Origin of the sequence: Paenarthrobacter sp. NPDC089307, from assembly GCF_040685055.1 — a bacterium.
GTDB lineage: Bacteria > Actinomycetota > Actinomycetes > Actinomycetales > Micrococcaceae > Arthrobacter.
The window spans coordinates 516171-538974 of sequence record NZ_JBFBHE010000004.1; the positions used below are offsets into that span (position 1 = coordinate 516171).

The following is a 22804-nucleotide window of genomic DNA, read 5'->3' on the forward strand; positions in this document are numbered from 1 at the left end:
GTATCCCGGCAAAGCGATGGGGTAGGTTCGTCTCATGAGACGCGCGGTATGCCCTGGATCCTTTGACCCTATCCACAACGGACATCTCGAAGTCATTGCCCGGGCCGCCGGCCTGTTCGATGAAGTCATCGTTGCCGTGTCCACCAATTACGCCAAGAAGTACCGGTTCAGCCTTGAGGACCGTATGGAGATGGCCCGCGAAACCTTGGCGTCCCTGCGGGGCATCATCGTCGAACCCATGGGAGAAGGCCTGCTGGCCGAGTACTGCCGCCACAGGGGGATTTCGGCAATCGTCAAGGGCCTGCGCTCTTCCTCGGACTTCGACTACGAGTTGCCCATGGCCACTATGAACCGCCAGTTGACCGGCGTCGAAACCGTCTTTCTGCCCGCCGAAGCCCATTACGTGCACCTGTCCTCCACCTTGATCAAGGAAGTCAGTGTCCTCGGCGGCGACATCTCCGACTTCGTGCCCAAATCGGTGTTGAAGCGGCTCCTTGCAGGCGAGCCGCCCATTGAACCGCCCCGCAAGGGGTAGGCTTATGGGGTACCTGCGCCCTCACGCAGAGTTCCCCAAGTTGAAACCAGTGCGCTTTTGCGCGCGCCCGGTGTCGGTTTGAGTCCTCAAGCGTGATCAGGCTAAGATGGTACGTCGGTCATATGTTCTACAGGAGTTCTCATTAAGCGAGATGCAAGTTCGCCCTTGGCGCTGGTAGTCAAGGACCTTGGACGCAGTCCAGGGACCATGCGGACACTCAACGAGCATGTACCTGCGCCAAGTGACCTTGGTGTGGCGCTCATTGGCGTAAAAGAAGGCTCGGACATCGAGCTGGACCTTCGTCTTGAGGCCGTACACGAAGGAATTCTGGTATCCGGATCCGCGATCGTCGAAGTAACCGGCGAATGCGGTCGATGCCTGGATCCCCTTGCGTATGACCTTGAGGTCAATGTGCAAGAACTTTTCTTCTACGAAGGCGCTGAGCTTTCCGCTGAAGAAGACGATGAAGAGCAACGTCGAGTCGAGTACGATCTAATCGATCTTGAGCCGGTGTTGCGGGACGCAGTTGTCACTATGCTGCCGTTCCAGCCGGTGTGCCGGGAAGACTGCCAGGGTCTGTGCTCCGAATGTGGAGCGCGCCTGGAAGACGAGCCGGGGCACCACCACGAGGTCATTGACCCTCGCTGGGCTGCCCTAGCTGATCTGGCTAAGACTGACCGGCAAACCGATTAGTAAGTGTTCGTCTAAGAGAGAAATGAGATAGCCGTGGCTGTTCCCAAGCGGAAAATGTCTCGCGCAAATACACGCGCCCGCCGTGCCCAGTGGAAGGCAACTGCCCCCAACTTGGTCAAGACCATCGAAAACGGTCAGGTTACCTACAGCCTGCCGCACCAGGCAAAGGTCGTTACTGACTCTGCCGGCACCGCGCTGTTCCTTGAATACAAGGGCCGCAAGGTCGCAGACGCCTAATCTGCCGTAGAGGCTGACTAAGGATGTCTTCAACTGAAGAGCTTCTGAAGCGTCTCGGTGTCTCCATTGACACCGAGACGCTTCGTCTTGCTCTGACACATCGCTCATACGCGTATGAGAACGGCGGGATCCCGACCAACGAGCGCCTCGAGTTCCTCGGCGACTCCATCCTGGGTTTTTCCGTGACCGATTCCCTTTACCGTGAGAACCCCACGCTGCCCGAAGGCGAACTCGCCAAGCGGCGCTCCGCCGTCGTCAGTACGCGTGCCTTGGCCGGTATCGGCAGGGAGATCGGCGTCGGCGAGTTCATTTACCTCGGGCAGGGCGAAAAGCTCACCGATGGCAAAAACAAAGCCTCCATCCTTGCTGACACCATGGAGGCGCTGATTGGTGCGACGTATCTGTCCAACGACATGGAAACCGCACGCCAGCTCGTGATGCGCCTGGTGGGACCGCTCCTGAAGGACGCTGGCGCCCTGGGGGCGGGGACTGACTGGAAGACAAGCATCCAGGAGCTCACTGCCAGCCGGCAGCTGGGTGCCATCCACTACGCTGTGGAAGGTTCTGGTCCGGACCATGCGCGGACCTTCGAAGCTGTGCTGAACATCGGCGGAACGCCGTACGGTCGCGGTTCCGGGCACTCCAAGAAGGAAGCCGAGCAGGAAGCGGCCGCTGACGCCTGGCGCGCCCTGACCGCCCTGGACAGCAGTCCTGCCGGTCCCGCTTCCGCCTGAGCGCCCATGCCTGAGCTTCCCGAAGTAGAAGTGGTGCGCCGCGGGCTGGCCAAGTGGGTCCGGGGCCGGACCATCACCGCCGTCGAGGTTCTCGATCCACGCTCCATACGGCGCCATGCCCTGGGGACCGAAGACTTTGTGGGGAACCTCGAGCACGCTACGGTCCTTGACGTCGTTCGGCGCGGAAAGTTCCTTTGGATGCCGCTGTCCATGGACGGCGTGTCCGCCACCGATGATGAGCCCCTGCCCAAGGTGGCGCTCATGGCGCATCTGGGAATGAGTGGGCAACTGCTCATGCAGGACCCGGACGTGCCGGACGAAAAACACCTCAAGGTCAGGATCTCCCTGAGCCCTGTGGAGGGCATGCCCGAGCAACTGAGGTTTGTGGACCAGAGGATCTTCGGCGGACTCTTCGTGACCTCGCTTGTGCCGACCCAGGACGAAGGGCCCGGGGGCTTGGGCGAGACGCCCCTGCCGGAGATCGCCGAAGAGGCCTCGCACATAGCCAGGGATCCCTTGGACCCCTTCTTCTCCTTCGACGCATTCTACAAAGACGTCAGAAAACGGAAGACCGGCCTGAAGCGTGCCCTCTTGGACCAAGGCGTCATCTCGGGTATCGGCAACATCTACGCCGACGAGGCCCTCTGGCAGGCGCAGCTCCACTATGCGCGGCCTACCGACACCTTGCGGCGGGCAGATGCAGAGCGGCTCATCACTGCCGTCAAGGACGTCATGCACGCCGCTTTGGCTGCCGGCGGGACCAGCTTTGACTCCCTTTATGTCAACGTCAACGGCGATTCCGGGTACTTTGCCCGCTCCCTCAACGCCTACGGGCGGGCCGGTGAATACTGCACGCGATGTGCCGCCAAGGGCGTCCAGAGCGTCATCAAGAGGGAACAATTCATGAACCGTTCCTCCTACACTTGCCCGGCCTGCCAGCCACGGCCACGGAACGGGCGTTGGTAGCGCCAAAACTGTTCCGGAATCGGGGCGTGAATGGCAGACTGTCCCCATGAAACGCTTGGCGCGGTACATCGCCACAGCAGGGCCGGACGCCGTCCTTGCGGAGACGCCATGATGACGCGGCGGTTGGTCATTGCGGGCATTTGCCTCGCTGTGCTGATCGCCGCCGTCGCAATCCTCTTTGACCAGATGGCGGTGAAGACAGGGCCCTCGGCGCAGGTTACTGCCTCCTCCAGCCCAAGCCCCGGCTCCACCAGCCCCGGGTCCACCGCTTCCGCCGGGTCCACTTCGCAAGGCGCCGAGGCGCCGGCCTCCGGCAGCCCGGCGTCGGACCCTTCAGCGGGCGGGGGTGCTGGAGGCGGTGGCGACGCCGGTTCCCCGCCTTCCGGGGGCCAGCCGCTGGAAGTCCTTCCCCCCGTTACCGCAACACCTACAGGGCTGCCCGAGCCCACTGCTCCCGCCCCACTCATCACTGGAGCCCTGCCGGCACCCGGTACCGCCGCGGGTGAAGTGGTGGACGGTTGGCCCGCCGGGGTCCTCACCCTGCCGGCCGGTACCACCATTGGTTCAACCTCGGTGTCGACCTCCGGAAACACCCTCCAGGTCGCGGCTGACGGGATTATCGACAAGCCACAGGCCCAGGTGTTGGGTTCCTTCCGGGACTCACTGGTGTCCCATGGATTCTGGTCTGAAGATGCTCCCGCTGCAGAGGGTGCCATGGCTGCCCGGTTCGTGAGGGGAACAGATACCGTGACGGTTTCGGTTTTGACAACGGGGACCGGCAGCTCACGCTTCCAGCTTTTGGGTAGCCTGCACACGACGGCGGACTGAGGGCACCGATGTACATTTCCCTTTCGGACCGCAACGGCGGTAAACGGGACAAGCCGAACGGCATGGGGACGGCACTTTCCAATGAGGTGCCGTTCCGCTTGTCCCCGGTCATTTTGTGGCTTGGCATTGTCAGCATGGTGACCGACGTTTCCTCGGAATCCGTTTCGGCGATCCTGCCCCTGTATGTCACGGGTTTCCTGGGTCTGTCCACCATCGCCTTCGGATTCATTGACGGCATCAACCAAGGTGCCAGTGCCATCGTCCGCATCGCTGCCGGCTGGGCCTCCGACCACAGCGGCCATCCGAAGCGGATAGCTTTGGCCGGTTACGGCCTGTCCATGGTTGCCAGGATCGGTTTCCTCTTCGCGGGGGGCTTTTGGGCGATCGCGGCGATCGTCACCGGTGACCGCATCGGCAAGGGAATCCGGACGGCTCCCCGGGATGCGCTCATTTCCGTTTCAGCGCAGCCCCAGCATCTGGCAAGGTCCTTTGGCGTGCACCGGATGCTGGATAACATCGGCGCAGCCGCGGGGCCGCTGATCGCCTTCTTCGTGCTTCTGCTGATTCCCAACGGGTTCAGCACCGTGTTCGTGGTGTCGTTGGCCTTCGCGGTGATTGGCGTTGCGGTCCTTGCCCTGGTGGTCCCCGACGTCCAGGCCCGTGCGCTCAAAGGAGCGGAGGCGCCGCAGGGGCGCCGTCTCTTCGCCTTCTCCTGGAGGCACTTGAAGGAACCAGGCTTGGGCAAGCTGCTGATCGCGGCAGGGCTCTTGGGCCTGGCGACCATTGGGGACGGGTTCATCTATCTGGTGCTCCAGGACAGGGATTCCTTTGCCGTCCAGTGGTTTCCGCTGCTGTTCGTCGGTACCAACGTGGTGTTCCTGGCGTTGGCCATTCCGATGGGCAGGCTGGCGGACAGGGTAGGGAAGGTTCCGGTATTCATCGCCGGGCATGGTGCGCTGCTGGCCGCCTACATGCTGGCGGCGGCACCCTTCGGGGGGCTGTGGGCAACACTGGGCTGCCTCATCCTGCTGGGCGCGTTCTATGCAGGCACCGACGGCGTCCTGGCCGCCTTGGCCAGCCAGCTGACGCCGTCCGGCAAGCTTGCTACCGGCATCGCTTCTGCACAGACTGTGGTGGCACTGAGCCGAATGACGGCATCCGCCGGGTTTGGGGTGCTGTGGTACGCGGTGGGTGCGTCGGCCGCGATGGTGGTGGCGGCCGTGCTGTTGGCCTGCGTTGTCGTAGCTGTGTTCTTCATCCTCCGTGGGGCCAAGCCCGCAGCCCCAGCCACCGCGAGCGACGGCGCATGAAGGATCGGGCTGCCGAAGGGAAGGTGCGGTGGAGCGCGCTTCTGGTGGTCACGGTGCTGGTGCTGGTCGCTGCCGGCGCCTATGCAGTGGGGGCGTACCAGCGATTCGAAGAGAGCCGGACGGCTGCCTCGTCCGTGGGGACCTCGGCGGGAGGGCAGCTTCCCGGAACCCCGTTCGTGCTGTTCCGGAACACCGCCTCCGGGCAGGGCTACGGAAACGCCGCAACGGTTCCGTTGTCGGATCCTGGTGGCAACAGGGCCATCAGCGGGGAGGAATGCGACCGCGTCTACGGTTCCCGGGACAGCGTCGTCTGCCTGCGCACGAACAGGGGACTGGTCACCACTTTCGAAGCTGAGCTGCTGAGCCGGACCTGGGAGCAACAAAAGTCCTGGCCGCTGCCCGGAATACCCAGCAGGACCCGGGTCAGTCCCGACGGCTCAAGGATCGCCACCACGGTGTTCGTTACGGGCCACTCGTACGCCACGGCAGGATTTTCCACTGCCACGGAGATCACCGTTCCCGGGGGTACGTCCGGTAACCTCGAGGACTTCGCCCTGCTGGTCAACGGTGAGCGGCTGCAGGCCACCGACCGCAACATCTGGGGTGTGACCTTCGTGCCGGGCCAGCCCGATGCCTTCTACGCCACGGCGGCCGCCTCCGGACGTATCTGGCTGGTGCGCGGAAGCTTGTCCGCCAAGACCCTGACCGCCGTCCATGACAACGTGGAGTGCCCCTCGATCTCACCTGACGGTACCCGGATCGCTTACAAGAAGAACGACGGCGGTGCGCTGGCGGCCCACTGGAACGTCGCGGTCCTTGACCTCGCTACGGGACGCGAAACCGTCCTTGCCGAAAAGCGCAGTGTGGACGACCAGCTCGAATGGCTGGATGACCGGACGCTTCTGTACGGGCTTCCGGATGAATCCACTGATGGTGACAGCAACATCTGGAAGCTGGGAACGGATCCCGCCGCGCAACCAAGCATGTTCATCGCCCATGCTTGGTCGCCCAGCGTTGTCCGCTGACACGGAACCTCAGCAGATTTGAAGCAATCCGCACACGAGGCCGCCTGATTGTGTTGGGCTGGTTGACGGACTTGGTAATGGAGTGGCAGTTGCTGTCGACGTCGCAGTTGCAGTCGGCGTCGGTGTCGGGGTGGGTGTTGCTGTCGCCGTCGCCGTTGGCGACGGTGACGGTGAGGCCGCCTGCTGTGCCGGAGCTGCGGTGGAGTACACCACATCCACGAAGTAGTTCGTGGCGTTCCAGGAGTTGGCCGGCATCACACCGCCGGAGCCGTACCGGTAGCGGCCATTGTTGGGTCCCGAAGCGGTGAACACTCCGCTGGTCCACGTCTGGTTGAAGAAACCCTGGGTGGAGGCGTAGTGGCCATTTGGTGCACGGTAGGACACCACATAGGTCTGGCCGGTCGACAACGCTACGGGAGTGGCCAACGTGGCGGTCTGCCAGCCCGTACTTGTCTCATTCGTAAATGTCACCTGCGCCAGCCGGGTACCGGCGGCGTTCCAGAGCGAGCCGACATGGGTTCCCGTGTTCCCGGTTCCCTTGTAGAAGCGGATGCCGGTCACGTTGCCGGTTTGGGACACCGTGAAGGCCGTGCCCAGTTCCACTGAAAGGGAGTCGGAATTGGCGGCAACCTGTGGAAGCAACGAGCCAAAGATCGTGGATTGCTGGACTGCTGCTGCTGCCGTGGTGAATTGCCATGTTGTCGGGGGCAGGGTTTGCCCTTGGGGCGTGGCAACGGCCGAGACATTGGCAGTGATCTGGGTGTTGGCGGGAAGGGCAGCGGCCGGCGTGAACGTGATGGTGCGCGCGTCAGCTGACAATGCTGCTGTTCCCGCCACGGAAGAACCGTTCGCGGTCAACGTGAACGTGGCACCCGGATTGATGGCGGTAGAGAACGTGATGGACGGCTTCACGTCCGAAGGAATCGCAGTGGCTCCAGGGGCAGGCACCTGCGCAGTGACTGTCAGCGGCGGGACGGCTACGGTGAAGACCAGGTCCACCAGGTAGTTCGCCGTGGACGCCGTGTTCGGGAAGTCGCTGCTGTAGGAGTATGCACCGGAGTCCGGCTGGGTCTTCAACGGTCCCCGCGTATAGCCATCGCCGAAGCCTCCGGAGGTGTAGGAGTACTTTCCGGTGGGCGTCTTGTAGGCAGCTACGTATTCGGTGTCAGCCTGGATGTTCACTGGCTGGCTGAACGTGGCCGTCTGCCAACCGGTGCTGGACTCGTTCGTGAACGTCACTGTCGCCAGGACCTGTCCGCCAACCGTGTAGAGGTAGCCGGTATGGGTGCCCGTGTTGCCGGCCGACTTGTAGAAGCGCACGCCGGTCACCTGTCCGGCCGTGTCACTGGTGAACCGGACCCCCAGGGTCAGCGGCACGCCGTCGTCGACTTCGAGGGTGGCCGGGGTCACCGTGTCCTCGTACAGGGTGCACGGGCACGAACCGGGCGTACCCGCAGCCTGGACCGTAGTGAACTGCCAGGTACCGCCGGAGGACATCGGTTGTCCGGACGCCGCCGTCGCAGTGACCGTAGCCGTGTAGGACGTACCCGCCGCCAAGGCAGCGGCAGGCGTGAACGTGACCTTGCGGGTGGAGGTGTCATAGGTGGTTGTACCGGCAACCGAAGCACCAGCGGCCGTCTTGAGGGTCAACGCGACGCTCGAGGCAACAGCTGCTTCGGAAAGAACTGCGCTGACAGTTGTGTTGAGCGGGACGCTCGAGGCGTTCGGGATCGGGGATTGGCCGCCGACGGTGAACGGAGGAGCCGAAATCGTGACCACCACATCCACCAGGTAACTGCTGGTGGACCGCGACGAGGGGAAGTCGCTGCTGTAGCTATAGGCCCCAGCGTCCGAGACTGTCCGCAGCGGACCCACGCTCATCCCTGACCCAAAGCCGTTGGTGGTTGCCGAGTAGGCGCCGGTGAGTGATTTGTAGCTGGCAATGTACTCAGTGTTGGCAGCCATCTGGACGGGTTGGCTGAACATGGCTGTCTGCCATCCGGAGCTGCTCTCGTTGGCGAAGGTCACCGTCGCCAGCTGCTGGCCGCCGGCTGTGTAGAGTGCGCCGGTGTGCGTCCCGGTGTTGCCCGCTGACTTGTAGAAGCGGACACCCGTTACCTGCCCGGCGGAAACACTCGTGAACCGGACACCAAGGGTCAGCGGCACGCCGTCCTGAATTTCCGCAATGCCGGGGGTGACGGAGTCGTCATAGAGACTGCACGGGCACGAACCCGGCACAGATGCCGTGGCAGCGGTGGTAAAGGTCCACGTGCCGCCGGAAGTGACCTGTCCTCCGGTGCTGTCGGTGCCCGCCAACGTGGCGGTGTAAACAGTGCTGAAGGCCAACTGCGAGCTTGGCGTGAATGTTGCCTTGCGTGTGGTCGCATCATAAGTCGTAGTGCCAGCCACGGGACCGCTCGAGGACTTCAGGGACAGCTGGACGCTGGACGCGGTAACCGGCTTGGAGAACGAGGCACTGACCTTGGTGGTCACTGCGACGGACGACGACGACGGGATGGGAGACTGCCCGGTTACGGTCAGGGGAGACGTATCCACAGTGCTGAAAACGGCATCGACAAAGTAGTTGCCGCCATTGAAACTGGTTGTCGGGAAGCCTTGTGATGTGTTGTAGACACCCGCAGGTTCGGCTCCGAAGCCACCGGCAACCTTCAGGGGCGGGTCATTGAAGCCGAAACTGGCCCACTGGTAGTCCTTCGTGGCGTAATGCCCCTTCGGAGCCCAGTAGGAGACCGTGTACTTTTGGCCGGCGGAAACGGAGACCGGCTGGCTGAACAGCACGCTCTGCCAGCCCGATGCGGTCTCGTTGGTGAACGTCGCGGTCGCCAGACGGGTACCGGTGGAGCTCCACAGGGAACCCGTGTGCGTTCCAGTGTTCGCCGTGCTCTTGTAGAAGCGGACGCCCGTGACGAAGCCATTCACTGAGGGCGTGAACTGCAGGCCCATTTCGTAGGCACCGCCGTCTCCGGAGTCCGTTGTCGCAGGAACCGTTTGGCCGAAGACGCTGTACGGTCCAGTGAGGGTCAGGTTCCTGGTGGCCACAGCCCCGATGTTGGCGCTGTCATCAACGGCACGCACCTGGATCGAAGCGGTGTCCAAACCCTTCTGGATGTAGCTGTAGGTCCAGCTTCCCTTGCCTTGGGCCGGATGCCAGGTGGTACCGCCGTCGGTCGAAACTTCGACGCCGGCCACAACGCCGCCGGTGTCCGTCGCTGTTCCGGTGACCGTCACGTTGGTGCCGTGTGCGATGGTTGCGGCGTTCGCAGGGGCGGTAATGGTCACGGTGGGGCCGGTCAGATCCGAGCTCGCGCTCGCGGCAACAAGTCCTGCTGCAAGGGTTGCCGGCTGCGCGCCCATATCGGCGAGAAGGTTCACCTGGGCCTGCCGCATGCGGATATCGGCCGCGGCGCCGGTACCATCGTGTTCCTGGTCCAGCCCCCACGTCCACTGGACGCTGCCTGCCGAGAAGACCAACGCCCCGCTGGCTGCCCGGTACATGGTGATGTGATGGGTGGTGGTTCCGGGCTTAACCGTGTTCCCGTAATCCTGGAGATACTCACTGACGCTGCCAACTGTCGTGGACAGCTGGATCAACCCTGATGGGCGGAAGCCGTTATCCAGGTCCTCGTCGGATTCGTAGCCCACAGTGTGTGGTGCCAGCGCGGCAGTGGAACCCGCAGGCAGGGAAGCCAACGAGGTATTGCGCCACAGCCGTGACTTCCCTTCAGCAGCAGAAACGGTCACAGGCAGGTCCGTGTAATTGGACATATACAGCGTGCCCGTCAACCCGTTTTCCGGCAGGCCGCCGCCATTGGCCTGGGATGCATAGCGGGGGTCCCGCCACGTGCCGGTCCATTGGCTGGTGGGATCGATCTTCCCGTTGCTCCAGGTTTCCTTGTAGCAAGTCAGGGTCCGGCCCGCGCCGCCGTCCACCGAGGAGGGCTCGAACCGCGTGCGCCAGTACATCTCATTGCCGGAGAGGAACTGGAGGTTGACGCCCGCATCGCGGGCTGCAGTAACACTGGCCCTCTGGGGGCCTGACCAGTATTCGTCATGGCCAACTGAAAGGAATACCTTGTGGTTCAGCAACTCCGCACCATTGCGGTCGACGTCAAGGCCGCTGATGTAGCTGACGTCATACCCGTTTTGTTCCAGGAACCGCACCATGGGGTATTCGTTGGCGAAGTAGAAGTCCCTGCCTCCAATGCCGTCGCGGGTATTCACGGGACGGTTGTAGCTGACCTTGTAGGCCCGGCCGTTGACGGCACCCTGGTAGAAGTCGGCGCCGCCATACGTGTTGTAGGCCTGCCACGTCTCGTCCGCGGTCTGGAAAACGATAGACGAGCGGTTCCCGTCATTGCGGACAATAAAGGTGATGTGGCTCTGTCCGCCCGTATCCGGTCGCGTCAACAGGGCGATATACACTCCGGAGACGGCGGTCGCGGGCACCTGCCAGGTCGCTGAGACAGCCCAGGTGCCGCAGTCATACAGTTCGGTGGTGACATCGCTTTTGCAAGCGGGCTGGGTCTGCCGGAGGATCGACGGCGTGACATCGGCGATCTTGCGGGCACCGTTGCCGCCGTACCAGCCGGTGCGGTAAATCGCGATGGTGTAGCTGGGAGCCTTCGTGTCGATCTTGAAGCGGATCGGCTGGCCGGCATTGACGCTGATCTCAGTGGAGAAGCCCTGGATGGTGCTGTCCCCAGCGCCATCAATGTCCCATTCCGAGGGTGGGCTGCCCGGTTTGGAGTTTTCGCACACCACAGCGTTGACAACGGGGTCGCAAGGACCTGCCGCCACAGCTGCCGGCGCGGACAGGGGCAGCAAGGCTGCCACCATTGCCAGCACCAAAGGGAAGAGGAAACCCTTGAGGGCCCGCTGCGATGGGGTTGCTGAAGGACCGGGCATGAGAACTCCTGGACTGGTACGCCAATTGCGATGACGGGCCTGCGTTGCACGCAGGCCCAGCTTGCCGCTCCCCAGCCAGGGTCAAACCAAGATCTTCAGTTATGCAAACAGGTTTCCCTTGCGGAAAGGCGTTCCTACTTCGGGACCGGATCCAGCCAAGGCCGAACACAAGTTCAAGCCGAAGCTGGATCACCGGAACGAATCCACCAAGTAACCCTTGGCAGGAGTGTAGGGGTGCGGCTTGCCTGCCGCAAGGCTTTCCCGCACCAGATCCGTGGATTCCGGCTGAACGGCAGTAGATTTGGGGGATACAAACACCCGGGCCACCCAGGAGAACCGAAGCGCCTTGCATTTGAAAAGTCTGACTGTCCGCGGATTCAAGTCGTTTGCGTCGGCCACGACGTTCGACTTCGAACCCGGCGTCACCGCCGTCGTCGGTCCCAACGGATCCGGCAAATCCAATGTCGTGGATGCCCTCGCCTGGGTGATGGGCGAGCAAGGTGCCAAGACACTGCGTGGTGGAAAAATGGAAGACGTCATCTTCGCCGGCACCTCCGGCCGTCCGCCCCTCGGCCGGGCGCATGTCTCCTTGACCATCGACAACGCGGACAACGCACTTCCCATCGAGTACAGCGAAGTAACCATCTCCCGGACCCTGTTCCGCACGGGAGGATCCGAATACGCAATCAACGGTGCGCCGTGCCGGCTCTTGGACATCCAGGAACTCCTCTCCGACTCCGGACTGGGCCGGGAAATGCACGTCATCGTCGGACAAGGCCAGTTGGACCGCGTCCTGCACGCCACGCCCGAAGACCGCAGGGGCTTCATCGAAGAGGCCGCAGGCATCCTTAAGCACCGCAGACGCAAGGAAAAGACTGTCCGCAAGCTCGAAGCCATGCAGGCAAACCTTGCGCGGCTTGGCGACCTTACTGCCGAAATCCGACGACAACTGACGCCCTTGGGCAAGCAAGCCGAAATCGCCCGTCGTGCACAAACTGTCCAGTTCGACGTCCGTGATGCCCGCGCCCGCCTCCTGGCCGATGACCTCGTGCAACTGACAACCACCCTTGAACAGGACGTCGCGGACGAAGCCGCCCTCAAGGAACGGCGACAGGTAGTGGAAGCCGGGCTGGGTGTGGGACGCCGACGACAAGCCGAACTGGAACAGCGGGCAGCGGAGGCAACCCCGCGCCTGAACGCCGCGCGCGATAACTGGTACCAGCTCTCCGCCGGCAGGGAGCGCCTGCGTTCCCTGGGCTCGCTGGCCGCCGAACGCAAGCGGCTGCTGGGGTCATCGGAAGCCGCCGCCGAATCTGGCCGCGATCCCGAACACCTCGAACGTCAGGCAGCGCGGGTCCGGGAAGAACAAACGGCCCTGGAACACGACATCCTCGCCAAACAGGCGGCACTCCTTGAAGCGACCGTCGCCAAGGATGCCGCTGAAGCGCTCGCAGCCGCCGAGGACAAACGCCTTACTGGCATGTTGCGGGCCGCTGCCGACCGCCGTGAGGGTCTGGCCAGGCTCGCCGGACAGCTTGCTGCCGCCCGCTCACGGGCGGAGGCTGCCGAGGCCGAGCGCGGCCGGCTGAGGGAGTCCTTGGGCGCCGGCGATGAGCGGCGCCGCCAGGCACAGAGCGAGTTCGCGGCCCTTGAAGCGCAGGTGGCAGGGGTTGAGGACGGCGAAGAGAGCCTTGACGCTGAATATGAGGAAGCCAGCGCGGCCCTGGACGCAGTCCTCGGGGAAATTGAGGAGCTCAAGGCTTCCGAGCGGGAGGCTGTCCGCGAACGGGACGCCCTGGCTGCCCGGCGCGATGCCCTCCAGCTGGGGCTCAACCGCAAGGACGGCTCCGGCCATCTGCTCTCGGCTCAAGGCGTGCTGGGGCCACTGGCGGGCTTGGTCAGCATCGAGCCCGGCTACGAGGCCGCCATAGCCGCAGCTTTGGGCAGCGCGTCGGATGCCCTTGTGGTTGCCGACGCGGACGCCGCCCTTGCGGCCATAGCCTTGCTGAAGGAAGACGACGCCGGCCGCGCAGCGTTGCTCCTGGCCGGTTCACCCGACGGGGACGCCGCCTCGGATACCGTCGATCTGCCCGCAGGCTGCCGTTGGGCGGCCGACGTCGTGAAGATCGCCGACCCGGCAGCGCACGGTACCTTGGGGCTGCTGGCCGGGACCGTCGTCGTCGATGACCTGCGGACGGCCGCGGCGCTGGTCGGCGGCCAGCCGACGCTCAAGGCTGTCACCCGCGAAGGCGACGTCGTTACAGCGCTGACCGTCCTGGGCGGCTCAGCGACGGCCCCCTCGCTGCTTGAAGTCCAGGCAGCCGTGGACGACGCCGATGCCCGCATCCAGGAGGTCACCGCCCGTTTGGAGCGGGGCCGCTTCGCCCTGGCCGGCGCCCAGGCCCGCCGCGCCGAAGCCCAGGACCGCGCGGATGCTGCCCTGGAACGGCTGCACGAATCCGACGCCCGGTTGGCGGCCGTGGCGGAACGCCTGGGTCACCTGAACTCCGTCCTTCGCAGCGCAGTGGGCGAGAGCGATCGCCTTGCGGCCTCCATGGCTAAAGCGGAAGCCAACATCGCAGAGGCGCAGCTGGACCTGGAAGTTGCCGCTGAGCGCCTTGCAGCCGCCCAGGAGGTCCCCGACGAGGAACCGTCCACCGATCGACGCGATGAACTCGCCGCTGAGGCAAGGACCGCCCGTGCCCTTGAAACCGAAGCCCGGCTGGCCCTTCGCACCGCCGAGGAGCAGTTGGGTGCCATCAGTAACCGTGCGGCCTCCTTGGAACGTGCCGCGGCCACAGAGCGCCGGGCGCGTGAAGAGGCCGCGCGCAGGGCGCTACGACGCAGGGCGCAGGCCCAACGTGCTGCCGCTGTGGTGTCGGCGGTGGAACAGAGCCTCCGCTACCTCGACGTATCCGTGGATCTGGCTGCCAGGGAGCGCGACCAGGCCGAACAAACGCGTGAGTTCCTCGAAAAGGAGCTTTCGGACGTCCGCTCCGGCAACGAAGCCCTGGCCCGGGAGCTGGCGGAACTGACGGATTCGGTGCACCGGGATGAGATGGCCCGAACACAACAACGCCTGCGGATCGAGGCCCTGGAAACCCGGGTGATCGATGAACTGGGCCTTTCCGCGGAGCAGCTCATTGCCGACTACGGGCCGGACAAGCCTGTTCCGCTTCCGGCAGGTTCTGCCACGGACAAGTGGGCCGAGCTCCGGGCACCCGTGGACGAGAATGGCGAGCCGGTGGTTGAAGGGATTCCCTTTGTGCGGGCAGAGCAGGAAAAGCGGCTCAAGAAGGCCGAACGCGAGTTGGCCGCGCTGGGCAAGGTCAACCCGCTGGCGCTTGAAGAGTTCGCTGCGCTGGAGGAACGGCACCAGTTCCTGAGCTCGCAACTGGAGGACCTCAAGTCCAGCCGCAAGGACCTGCTGGACATCATCAAAGAGGTGGACAACAGGGTCCAGCAGGTCTTCACTGAAGCTTTTGCCGACACCTCGGCCCAGTTCGACCACGTTTTTGCCCGGCTCTTTCCCGGGGGAGAAGGCAAGCTGGTGCTCACGGATCCGGATGACATGCTGACCACCGGCATCGAGGTAGAGGCGCGCCCCGCGGGCAAGAAGATCAAGCGGTTGTCACTGCTTTCCGGCGGTGAGCGCTCCCTGACCGCCGTTGCACTCCTGGTGGCCATCTTCAAGGCGAGGCCCTCGCCGTTCTACGTCATGGACGAGGTTGAGGCGGCATTGGACGACACCAACCTGGGCCGTTTGATCACCATATTCGAAGAATTGCGGGAGTCCAGCCAACTCATAGTGATCACCCACCAAAAGCGCACCATGGAAGTTGCGGACGCACTTTATGGTGTGACGATGCGGGGCGATGGGGTGTCCACCGTCATCAGCCAGAGGCTCGGTGCCGGGGCGTAGCTTTATGAGAAGGTAGGGGAGTGAACGATTTCCTACCCATAATTCTGTCCATTCTCGCTGCGCTCGTAGTGGTCGGCGGACTCGTGCCGGTACTGATGAAAGCCCGTAAGACGGGCGCAAAGTACCCCGGAACACGGGACGCCAACGATCCCCTGCAGTCCTCGGCAGCAAGCGGCGGGACCCTGGTGGAGGACCGCCCGGATGCCGTGAAGGCGCCAGCGCCCACCTTCGACGGAACAGTAGACGGCGCCGGCGTTCCGGACGACGCCGCGGGGCTCGAAACCATCGCCATCGACACACCGGCTCCGGTGGAGGGGCGGCTGACCCGCCTGCGCGCCCGCCTGGTCAAGTCCAACAACATCCTTGGCAAAGGCCTCCTCGCTTTGCTGTCCGGCGACAAGATTGACGAGAACGTCTGGGACGAGGTGGAGGAAACCCTCCTCCTTGCCGATCTCGGCACCGAGCCCACAATGCAGCTCGTTGATGCCCTGCGTGAGCGGGTCAAGGTCCTGGGCACCCGCAGTCCCGAGGACGTCAAGGCCATGCTCCGCGAAGAACTCATCAAGCTCGTTGACCCCGGCATGGACCGTTCCCTGAACGTCGACCGCAAAGCCGACCGTCCCGCCGTCGTGCTTGTTGTCGGCGTGAACGGCGTTGGCAAGACCACCACGGTGGGCAAGCTGGCACGTGTCCTGGTGGCCGAAGACAAGGACGTCCTGCTGGGCGCTGCCGATACCTTCCGCGCCGCTGCGGCTGAACAATTGGCGACGTGGGGCCAGCGTGTGGGCGTACCCACAGTCAAGTCGGACATCGACGGCGCCGACCCCGCCTCCGTTGCGTACGAGGCCGTGAAGGCCGGCATCGACCAGGAAGTCGATGTGGTCATGGTGGACACAGCAGGCCGCCTGCAGAACAAAACCGGCCTGATGGATGAGCTCGGCAAGGTCAAGCGCGTCATTGAAAAGCTGGCGGAGGTGGACGAGGTCCTGCTGGTCCTGGACGCCACCACCGGCCAGAACGGACTCAACCAGGCACGCGTATTCGCTGAAGTGGTCAACATCACTGGCATTGTGCTGACCAAGCTGGACGGCACGGCCAAGGGCGGCATCGTGGTGGCCATCCAGAAGTCACTTGGCGTCCCGGTGAAGCTTATTGGCCTGGGTGAAGGCCCGGATGACCTGGCTCCGTTTGAAGCAGAAAGCTTCGTTGACGCGCTGCTCAACTAGTGCGTGCTGCCAACGGCTCGCGGGCCAGCAACCAGCCCGCGGCCGTTAGCAGCAGCACGCCTCCGGTGATGCCGAAAGCCCAACCGTAGCCCAAGCGGTCGGCCATCAGCCCTGCCACGACGGGACCGATGATGGCCCCCGTGTCGGCAGCCATCTGGAAAACGGCAAGCACCTTGCCGCCGGAGCGTCCCCTTCCTATGACATCGGCGACGGCGGCCTGCTGCGCCGGGCCCAGCAAGCCGGAGCCGAGTCCCGCCACAGCGGAGGCAATGAGGAAGGCCGTGAGGTCGGTCGTCAGGCCAATAAGTCCAGTTGCCAGGCCGGTGATGACCAGTCCAGGGATCAGCAGTGGCTTCCGCCCCCACGAGTCGGCCAGGCGGCCGGAGAACGTCAGGGCAAGGGCGTTTCCGACGGCAAAGACAGCCAGGGCCCAAGCGGCCGTTTCAGGTCGCGAATCCAGGACGGCTACAGCAAACAGCGGAATGGTGGCCATGCGGACGCCAAAGGTTACCCAGCCATTGCCGAAGCTGGAAAATACGGCCGCACGGTAGGCGGAGTCCGCCAATGCCTCCTTCAGCGGCATCGCCGGCGCGTGTCCGGTGTCCTGGGCTGCGTTGCCGTCACCACGGAGCATTGTCCTGACCACCAAGGCAGCGGCAAGGAGTGCGCCGGCATAAGCCAGGAACGGAACCCGCAATCCGAATCCTGCCAGAAGGCCACCCACTACCGGCCCCAATACGCTGCCAATCAGGAATGCCGAAGCATAGGCGCCGGAGACGCGTCCGCGCCGTTCGGGCGGGGCGAGCCGGATGAGCAAGCCCATGGCTGCCACGGTGAACATCACAGAACCCGCCCCGCCCAGGCCGCGGAAGACCAGCAACTGCCAGTAATTCTGGGCGAACGCACAGGCTGCAGTGGACACGGCAACAATCAACAGGCCCGTGACGTAGACGTTCCGTTCTCCGAAGCGTCCGATCAACGCACCCCCAGCCGGCGCGAAGACCAGCCGCATGAAAGCAAAGATGCTCACGATCACCGCCGCAGCGGTGGCACCGACGTCGAATGTGGTGGCGAATTGCGGGAGCACGGGAGCTACCAGCCCGAATCCCAAGGCAATCAGGAAGGCTGCTGCCAACATCACCTTGATGTCCCGGGGCAGAGGGGCTTTTTCCTGCCGGATCCTTGGAGCTTTGATGGATCTGGGCAACTCGGTCATTCGGTGCTGGTCCTTCTGGTGGTTTTTGGGCGCTTCCAGGCCAAAAGGGCGTGGAGCTGGGCATTTCCCATGATGTCTGACGCCTGAAACATATCCGTAACGTCGGAGATATGCACCATTTACGTTGGGGAGGTTGTTGTAACCGGCCCGCAATATAAAACCCGCGCAGGTGAAACACGGCGGCACAAAACTCTTAAGCAGGACGCAAAAGGCGTCAGGACAGCGGTTGAACCGCAGATCTAGCAAGAGAGGAACGTGCACCATGGAACTTACCGCAGGTCACGTATGGGTCATGGTGGCGGCGGCGCTTGTGCTGTTCATGACACCTGGTCTGGCATTTTTCTACGGCGGCATGACACGCGCCAAGGCAGCCTTGAACATGATGATGATGAGCTTCATCTCCATCGGCATCGTCGGCGTCGTCTGGGTGCTGTGGGGCGCTTCCATGAGTTCGGGCGAAGGATTCCTCGGCCTCGTAGGCAACCCGTTCGCCACTTTCGGCCTTGAAGGAATCAGCACGCCGGACGGCCTCATCAAGGTCGGCTACGCGGCAACCTTCGCCATCATCACGGTGGCACTCATCAGCGGCGCGATTGCTGACCGCGCGAAGTTCGGCGCCTGGAGCCTCTTCGTTCCGGTGTGGGTCACGCTCGTTTACGCCCCCTTGGCCTACATGGTCTGGGGTGGGGGACTGTTCGGTCCTGAAGGCGCTATCGGAAAGGCCCTTGGCCCGGCCATCGACTTCGCCGGTGGCACCGTGGTCCACATCAACGCCGGTGTGGCGGCCCTTGTCCTGGTCCTCATCATTGGCAACCGTCGCGGCTTCGGCAAGGACCCGAACCACCGCCCGCACAACATCCCGTTCGTCATGCTGGGTGCAGCGATCCTCTGGTTCGGCTGGTTCGGCTTCAACGGTGGTGCGGCAACCACGGCTGAACAGGGCGGCCTGATCTGGGTAAACACCCTCGCCGCTCCGGCTGCAGCAATGATTGGTTGGCTCGTCACCGAACGAATCCGCGATGGCCACCCCACCTCCCTCGGCGCCGCTTCCGGTGTCGTGGCCGGCCTGGTCGCCATCACTCCGGCTTGTGCGAATGTCAGCCCTGTAGGTGCCCTGGGCCTCGGCGTGGTGGCAGGCGTGGCCTCCGCCCTGGCAGTCGGCCTCAAGTTCCGCTGGGGCTTTGACGACTCCCTGGATGTCGTTGGCGTACACCTCGTGTCCGGCATCATCGGTACTGTGGCACTGGGCTTCATCGCAGTCCCGAGCGAGGGCGTCACAGCTGGTGGCCTCTTCTACGGCGGCGGAATGACCCAGATGTGGGCCCAGCTCGCAGCAGCCGGCACCGCCATAGCATTCTCGGCCATCATGACGGCCATCATCGCCCTGGCCATCCACAAGACCATGGGCTTCCGGGTTTCCACGGAACAGGAGAACGTTGGTGTCGACCTCAGCCTCCACGCTGAGACGGCTTACGAGTTCGGCGTCAACGGCCACGGTGGCAGCTTCCAGCCGCTGCACGAGGCCATGACCGGCAAGTCCGAATCCAGCGCAACCAAGGCACCCGCAGAGGGCAAGGAGAGTGTCCAGGCATGAAGCTCATCACGGCGATCGTTCGTCCCGAAAAGCTTGAAGCGGTCCGCGAAGGCCTCGAAGCCTACGGAGTCCAGGGCCTGACGGTCAGCGCGGCCAGCGGTTATGGCCGGCAGCGCGGATATACCGAGGTATACCGCGGAGCTGAGTACAACGTGGATTTGCTGCCCAAGATCCGTATCGAGGTCCTGGCCACGGACGAGCAGGCAGACGACATCCTGGATGTCCTCATCGCCAGCTCCAACACCGGACGGGCCGGCGACGGCAAGGTGTGGACGGTGGACGTCTACGAAGCCGTCAGGGTTCGCACCGGTGAACGCGGCGCAGCCGCGATCTAGGACCTGATGCAGTCCAAGTAAGGCAAAAAGCGGGCCGGGTACCCATCAAGGTACCGGGCCCGCTGTGCGTTGCCGCTGGCTTCAGTCCTCGACGGCGGTGGGCCAGGCCGCCGGCCCTGCGCTGCCGGCGTCGTATTCTTCGAGGGGAACGTCGCCCTTCTCCCAGGCCTGGAGAACCGGTTCGATGATCCGCCAGCAGTCCTCGGCGGTGTCTCCGCGCACGGACAGCAAGGGGTCGCCGGTGAGGATTCCCTCCAGGACTTCACCATAGGGCAGCAGATCGGCCGCATTGAGTTCAGCCACCAAGCTGGCTCGGTCCAAGGTGAAGATATCTCCCGGACCGTTGACGTCGACATCCAACTGCAGGACATCCGGGCCGAATCCAATGCGGAGCTGGTTGGGGGAGTCCACGCCGGAAAATCCTTGCGGGAGGTGTGGCACCGGCCGGAATGTGATCACTGCTTCCTTGCGCCGGCGGCCCAAGGCCTTGCCTGAGCGAAGAATGAAGGGAACTCCCGCCCAGCGCCAGTTGTCGATCTCCACCTGGACCTCAGCCAACGTCTCAGTGTTGCGGCCAGGGTCCACGCCCTGTTCGGCGGCGTAGTCCGGCACGGTGCGCTCGCCCAGTTTCCCTGCCGTATACCTGGCCCGCCGCGTGGATTCGCCGTACGGGGCCTTGATGCTGCTGGCACGCAGGACCGTAGCCACGGCGTCACGCAGGTCGCGCTCCTCGATGGTAGCCGGGGCATCGATGGCGAGGAACGCCATGATGTGCAGCAGGTGGCTCTGGATCATGTCCCTCAGGGCGCCTGCCGTGTCGTAGTAGCGCGCGCGGCCTTCCAGTGCCAGGTCCTCGTCGAAGACGACCTCGATTTTTTCGATGTGGTCGCGGTTCCAGACGGGCTCCAGGAACCTGTTGGCGAAGCGAAGTCCGAGGATGTTCAGAACTGTCGCTTTGCCCAGGAAGTGGTCAACACGGTGGATATGGTCTTCGGGAACCAATGCCGCGAGGGTCTTGTTAAGTTCGCGGGCCGATTCAGTGCCCGAGCCGAAGGGCTTCTCCATCACAAGGCGCGTGCCGGCAGGCACTTGGTCCGGGTGCAGTATCTCGCACGCCTTTTGGCTGACGTGCGGGGGCAGGGCAAAGTACACGGCGACGGGTCCCTCAAGCTGCGCCAGCAGCTCGGCCAATGGGCCATCCGCCGTCACGTCCACCTGGTGGTAGGCGGTGCTTTCGGCAACGGCGGCCAGTGCCGCGCGTCCGGCGGTATCGGCTGACTTTGACGCGGCGTCGAAGGCGCCCTTCACCCGCTCCTGCCATTGTTCCGGTGACCATGGGTCCGAACCGGCACCCACCAGCCTCAGCCCGGGGGCCCGCCCGGCCGCCAAGAGTCCGGCAAGTCCGGGCAGGAGCAGCCTGCCTGTCAGGTCCCCGGACGCGCCGAGGATGAGCAGCGTTTTTACAGTTGTTTTACTGGTCACTGTGCCAGCATGCCACCTTGTCAGCGTGACTTGGTACCCTAGATAGTCGAGTCCCGTGGTTAAGGCAGATTTGTCGTGGTTGAGACATGTTTGCTGGGGCAGGAATCGTCAAGACTATGGTGAGCCGGACCGGCCACCATTCGCAGACCATCGAAAGAAGTGCGCGGCGCGTGTTCAATTCACTCTCTGACCGGTTGACAGCAACCTTCAAGAACCTTCGTGGCAAGGGCCGCCTCACCGAGGCCGATGTCGATGCCACCGTCCGGGAGATCCGCCGTGCCCTCCTGGACGCGGACGTTGCCGTGTCCGTGGTCCGCGAGTTCACCGGTCGCATCCGCGAGCGTGCCCTGGGTGCCGAGGTTTCCGGAGCGCTGAACCCGAGCCAGCAGATCGTGAAGATCGTCAATGAGGAACTCAAGGAGATCCTCGGTGGCGAAACCCGCCGCATCCGCCTGGCAAAGACCGGCCCCACCATCATCATGCTTGCCGGCCTCCAGGGTGCCGGCAAGACCACCCTCGCCGGCAAGTTGTCCAAGTGGCTCAAGGCCCAGGGCCACAGCCCCATGCTGGTGGCCTGCGACCTTCAGCGCCCCAACGCCGTGACCCAGCTCCAGGTTGTTGGACAGCGCGCAGGGGTTCCGGTCTTCGCACCGCACCCCGGCGCCACGTCCGAGCTCGAGCACCCTGCCGGTGACCCGGTGGCCGTCGCCAAGGCCGGCGTCGAGGAAGCCCGCCAGAAGCTGCACGACGTCGTGATCGTCGACACCGCAGGCCGCCTCGGCGTTGACGCCGAGATGATGGACCAGGCCCGCCGCATCCGCCAGGCGATCATCCCCAACGAAGTCCTGTTCGTCATCGACTCCATGATCGGCCAGGATGCCGTCAACACCGCGATGGCCTTCGATGAAGGCGTCAACTTCACGGGTATTGTGCTTTCCAAGCTCGACGGCGACGCCCGCGGCGGTGCCGCGCTGTCGGTTGCGTCGGTCACTGGCAAGCCGGTCATGTTCGCGTCCACTGGCGAGGGCCTGGATGATTTTGAACTCTTCCACCCGGACCGTATGGCTTCCCGCATCCTGGATATGGGTGACGTCCTCACCCTGATCGAACAGGCCGAGAAGGCCTGGGACAAGGACGAAGCCGCCCGGATGGCGAAGAAATTCGCCGACCAGGAAGACTTCACCCTGGACGACTTCCTGGCCCAGATGCAGCAGATCCGCAACATGGGCTCCATGAAGAAGATGCTCATGATGATGCCGGGTGCGCAGAACATTCGCCAGCAGCTGGAGAACTTCGATGAAAAAGAGATTGACCGCGTCGAGGCAATCGTCCGCTCCATGACGCCCCACGAGCGTGTGGCTCCCAAGATCATCAACGGTTCCCGCCGCGCGCGCATCGCCAAGGGTTCGGGTGTCCATGTTTCCGAGGTCAACGGCCTGCTCGAACGCTTCGCCCAGGCGCAGAAGATGATGAAGAAGCTGGCCCAGGGCGGCGGCATGCCGGGCATGCCCGGTATGCCTGGTCTAGGTGGCCCCGGCGGTGGACGCAAGAACGGGAAGAACGCTCCCAAGAAGAAGGCACGGTCCGGCAACCCGGCCAAGGCGGCCCAGGAATTGCGCGACGCCGAAGCCAAGCGGGCCAGCGCGGCCTCGGCTGCTCCCACGGGGGCTGCTTTTGGCCAGGGCGCAGCGGACTTCGACCCGTCCTCGCTCAACCTTCCCAAGGGCTTCGATAAGTTCCTCGGCAAGTAACCTCGCTGGCTTCCTGACGCCCGG

The 22804-nt window shown here is 63.9% G+C and carries 16 protein-coding genes; 13 read left to right on the forward strand and 3 right to left on the reverse strand.

Features of this window, described 5'->3' with window-relative positions:
* The first annotated feature begins 34 nt into the window (after positions 1-34).
* From coaD to AB0N72_RS12720, 8 genes are all read left to right on the forward strand, one after another.
* The gene (gene coaD / locus AB0N72_RS12685; protein WP_363930726.1) at positions 35-535 is read left to right on the forward strand and encodes a pantetheine-phosphate adenylyltransferase; all 501 of its coding nucleotides are present in this window, start codon (positions 35-37) and stop codon (positions 533-535) included.
* Between the two features lie 165 nt (positions 536-700).
* A complete protein-coding gene (locus AB0N72_RS12690) occupies positions 701-1228 on the forward strand; it encodes a YceD family protein (RefSeq protein WP_079582429.1) in 528 nt (175 codons plus the stop codon).
* 33 nt (positions 1229-1261) lie between these two features.
* Positions 1262-1465, forward strand: coding sequence for a 50S ribosomal protein L32 (rpmF, locus tag AB0N72_RS12695; RefSeq protein ID WP_011775139.1), 204 nt, complete (start codon positions 1262-1264; stop codon positions 1463-1465).
* Positions 1466-1488: 23 nt separating this feature from the next.
* Positions 1489-2199, forward strand: a complete 711-nt coding sequence (rnc, locus tag AB0N72_RS12700) for a ribonuclease III (RefSeq protein WP_363930727.1) — start codon at positions 1489-1491, stop codon at positions 2197-2199.
* A gap of 6 nt (positions 2200-2205) precedes the next feature.
* Positions 2206-3165 (forward strand): bifunctional DNA-formamidopyrimidine glycosylase/DNA-(apurinic or apyrimidinic site) lyase, encoded by a 960-nt coding sequence (gene mutM / locus AB0N72_RS12705; RefSeq protein ID WP_363930728.1) that lies wholly within the window; start codon positions 2206-2208, stop codon positions 3163-3165.
* Positions 3166-3273: 108 nt separating this feature from the next.
* Positions 3274-3993 (forward strand): hypothetical protein, encoded by a 720-nt coding sequence (locus AB0N72_RS12710; protein ID WP_363930729.1) that lies wholly within the window; start codon positions 3274-3276, stop codon positions 3991-3993.
* A gap of 86 nt (positions 3994-4079) precedes the next feature.
* Positions 4080-5303, forward strand: a complete 1224-nt coding sequence (locus AB0N72_RS12715) for an MFS transporter (RefSeq protein ID WP_363930775.1) — start codon at positions 4080-4082, stop codon at positions 5301-5303.
* A complete protein-coding gene (locus AB0N72_RS12720; protein ID WP_363930730.1) occupies positions 5300-6328 on the forward strand; it encodes a hypothetical protein in 1029 nt (342 codons plus the stop codon). Before AB0N72_RS12715 ends, AB0N72_RS12720 begins: the two co-directional genes overlap by 4 nt.
* 9 nt (positions 6329-6337) lie before the next feature.
* On the opposite strand, the gene AB0N72_RS12725 is transcribed toward AB0N72_RS12720, so the two are convergent.
* The gene (locus tag AB0N72_RS12725) at positions 6338-11254 is read right to left on the reverse strand and encodes a DUF4082 domain-containing protein (RefSeq protein WP_363930731.1); all 4917 of its coding nucleotides are present in this window, start codon (positions 11252-11254) and stop codon (positions 6338-6340) included.
* A 346-nt stretch (positions 11255-11600) separates the two neighbouring features.
* Here AB0N72_RS12725 and smc point away from each other — a divergent pair, with 346 nt between their 5' ends.
* Together smc and ftsY are read left to right on the forward strand one after the other, a co-directional pair.
* Positions 11601-15176, forward strand: coding sequence for a chromosome segregation protein SMC (gene smc, locus AB0N72_RS12730; RefSeq protein ID WP_363930732.1), 3576 nt, complete (start codon positions 11601-11603; stop codon positions 15174-15176).
* Positions 15177-15196: 20 nt separating this feature from the next.
* Complete coding sequence (gene ftsY, locus AB0N72_RS12735; RefSeq protein WP_363930733.1) at positions 15197-16402, forward strand: signal recognition particle-docking protein FtsY; 1206 nt, start codon at positions 15197-15199, stop codon at positions 16400-16402.
* Here the strand turns inward: ftsY and AB0N72_RS12740 are convergent.
* Positions 16395-17618: an MFS transporter gene (locus AB0N72_RS12740; RefSeq protein ID WP_363930734.1), complete on the reverse strand. Its 1224-nt coding sequence runs from the start codon at positions 17616-17618 to the stop codon at positions 16395-16397. The two genes, ftsY and AB0N72_RS12740, sit on opposite strands and share 8 nt — an antisense overlap.
* A 262-nt stretch (positions 17619-17880) precedes the next feature.
* On the opposite strand from AB0N72_RS12740, the gene AB0N72_RS12745 reads away from it, so the two are divergent.
* A complete protein-coding gene (locus tag AB0N72_RS12745; protein WP_363930735.1) occupies positions 17881-19212 on the forward strand; it encodes an ammonium transporter in 1332 nt (443 codons plus the stop codon).
* Positions 19209-19547: a P-II family nitrogen regulator gene (locus tag AB0N72_RS12750; protein ID WP_017199639.1), complete on the forward strand. Its 339-nt coding sequence runs from the start codon at positions 19209-19211 to the stop codon at positions 19545-19547. Before AB0N72_RS12745 ends, AB0N72_RS12750 begins: the two co-directional genes overlap by 4 nt.
* An 81-nt stretch (positions 19548-19628) precedes the next feature.
* Here the strand turns inward: AB0N72_RS12750 and AB0N72_RS12755 are convergent, their stop codons facing one another.
* On the reverse strand, positions 19629-21029 hold the full coding sequence (locus tag AB0N72_RS12755; protein ID WP_363930736.1) for a glucose-6-phosphate dehydrogenase: 1401 nt from the start codon (positions 21027-21029) through the stop codon (positions 19629-19631).
* A 170-nt stretch (positions 21030-21199) separates the two neighbouring features.
* On the opposite strand from AB0N72_RS12755, the gene ffh reads away from it, so the two are divergent.
* On the forward strand, positions 21200-22780 hold the full coding sequence (gene ffh / locus AB0N72_RS12760; protein ID WP_363930737.1) for a signal recognition particle protein: 1581 nt from the start codon (positions 21200-21202) through the stop codon (positions 22778-22780).
* Positions 22781-22804: the final 24 nt, after the last annotated feature.

Coding starts and splice junctions, on each gene's coding strand:
- coaD (WP_363930726.1), top strand. CDS start 35: ATGAGACGCGCGGTATGCCCTGGATCCTTTGACCCTATCCACAACGGA.
- rnc (WP_363930727.1), top strand. CDS start 1,489: ATGTCTTCAACTGAAGAGCTTCTGAAGCGTCTCGGTGTCTCCATTGAC.
- mutM (WP_363930728.1), top strand. CDS start 2,206: ATGCCTGAGCTTCCCGAAGTAGAAGTGGTGCGCCGCGGGCTGGCCAAG.
- AB0N72_RS12710 (WP_363930729.1), top strand. CDS start 3,274: ATGATGACGCGGCGGTTGGTCATTGCGGGCATTTGCCTCGCTGTGCTG.
- AB0N72_RS12720 (WP_363930730.1), top strand. CDS start 5,300: ATGAAGGATCGGGCTGCCGAAGGGAAGGTGCGGTGGAGCGCGCTTCTG.
- AB0N72_RS12725 (WP_363930731.1), bottom strand. CDS start 11,254: ATGCCCGGTCCTTCAGCAACCCCATCGCAGCGGGCCCTCAAGGGTTTC.
- AB0N72_RS12740 (WP_363930734.1), bottom strand. CDS start 17,618: ATGACCGAGTTGCCCAGATCCATCAAAGCTCCAAGGATCCGGCAGGAA.
- AB0N72_RS12745 (WP_363930735.1), top strand. CDS start 17,881: ATGGAACTTACCGCAGGTCACGTATGGGTCATGGTGGCGGCGGCGCTT.
- AB0N72_RS12750 (WP_017199639.1), top strand. CDS start 19,209: ATGAAGCTCATCACGGCGATCGTTCGTCCCGAAAAGCTTGAAGCGGTC.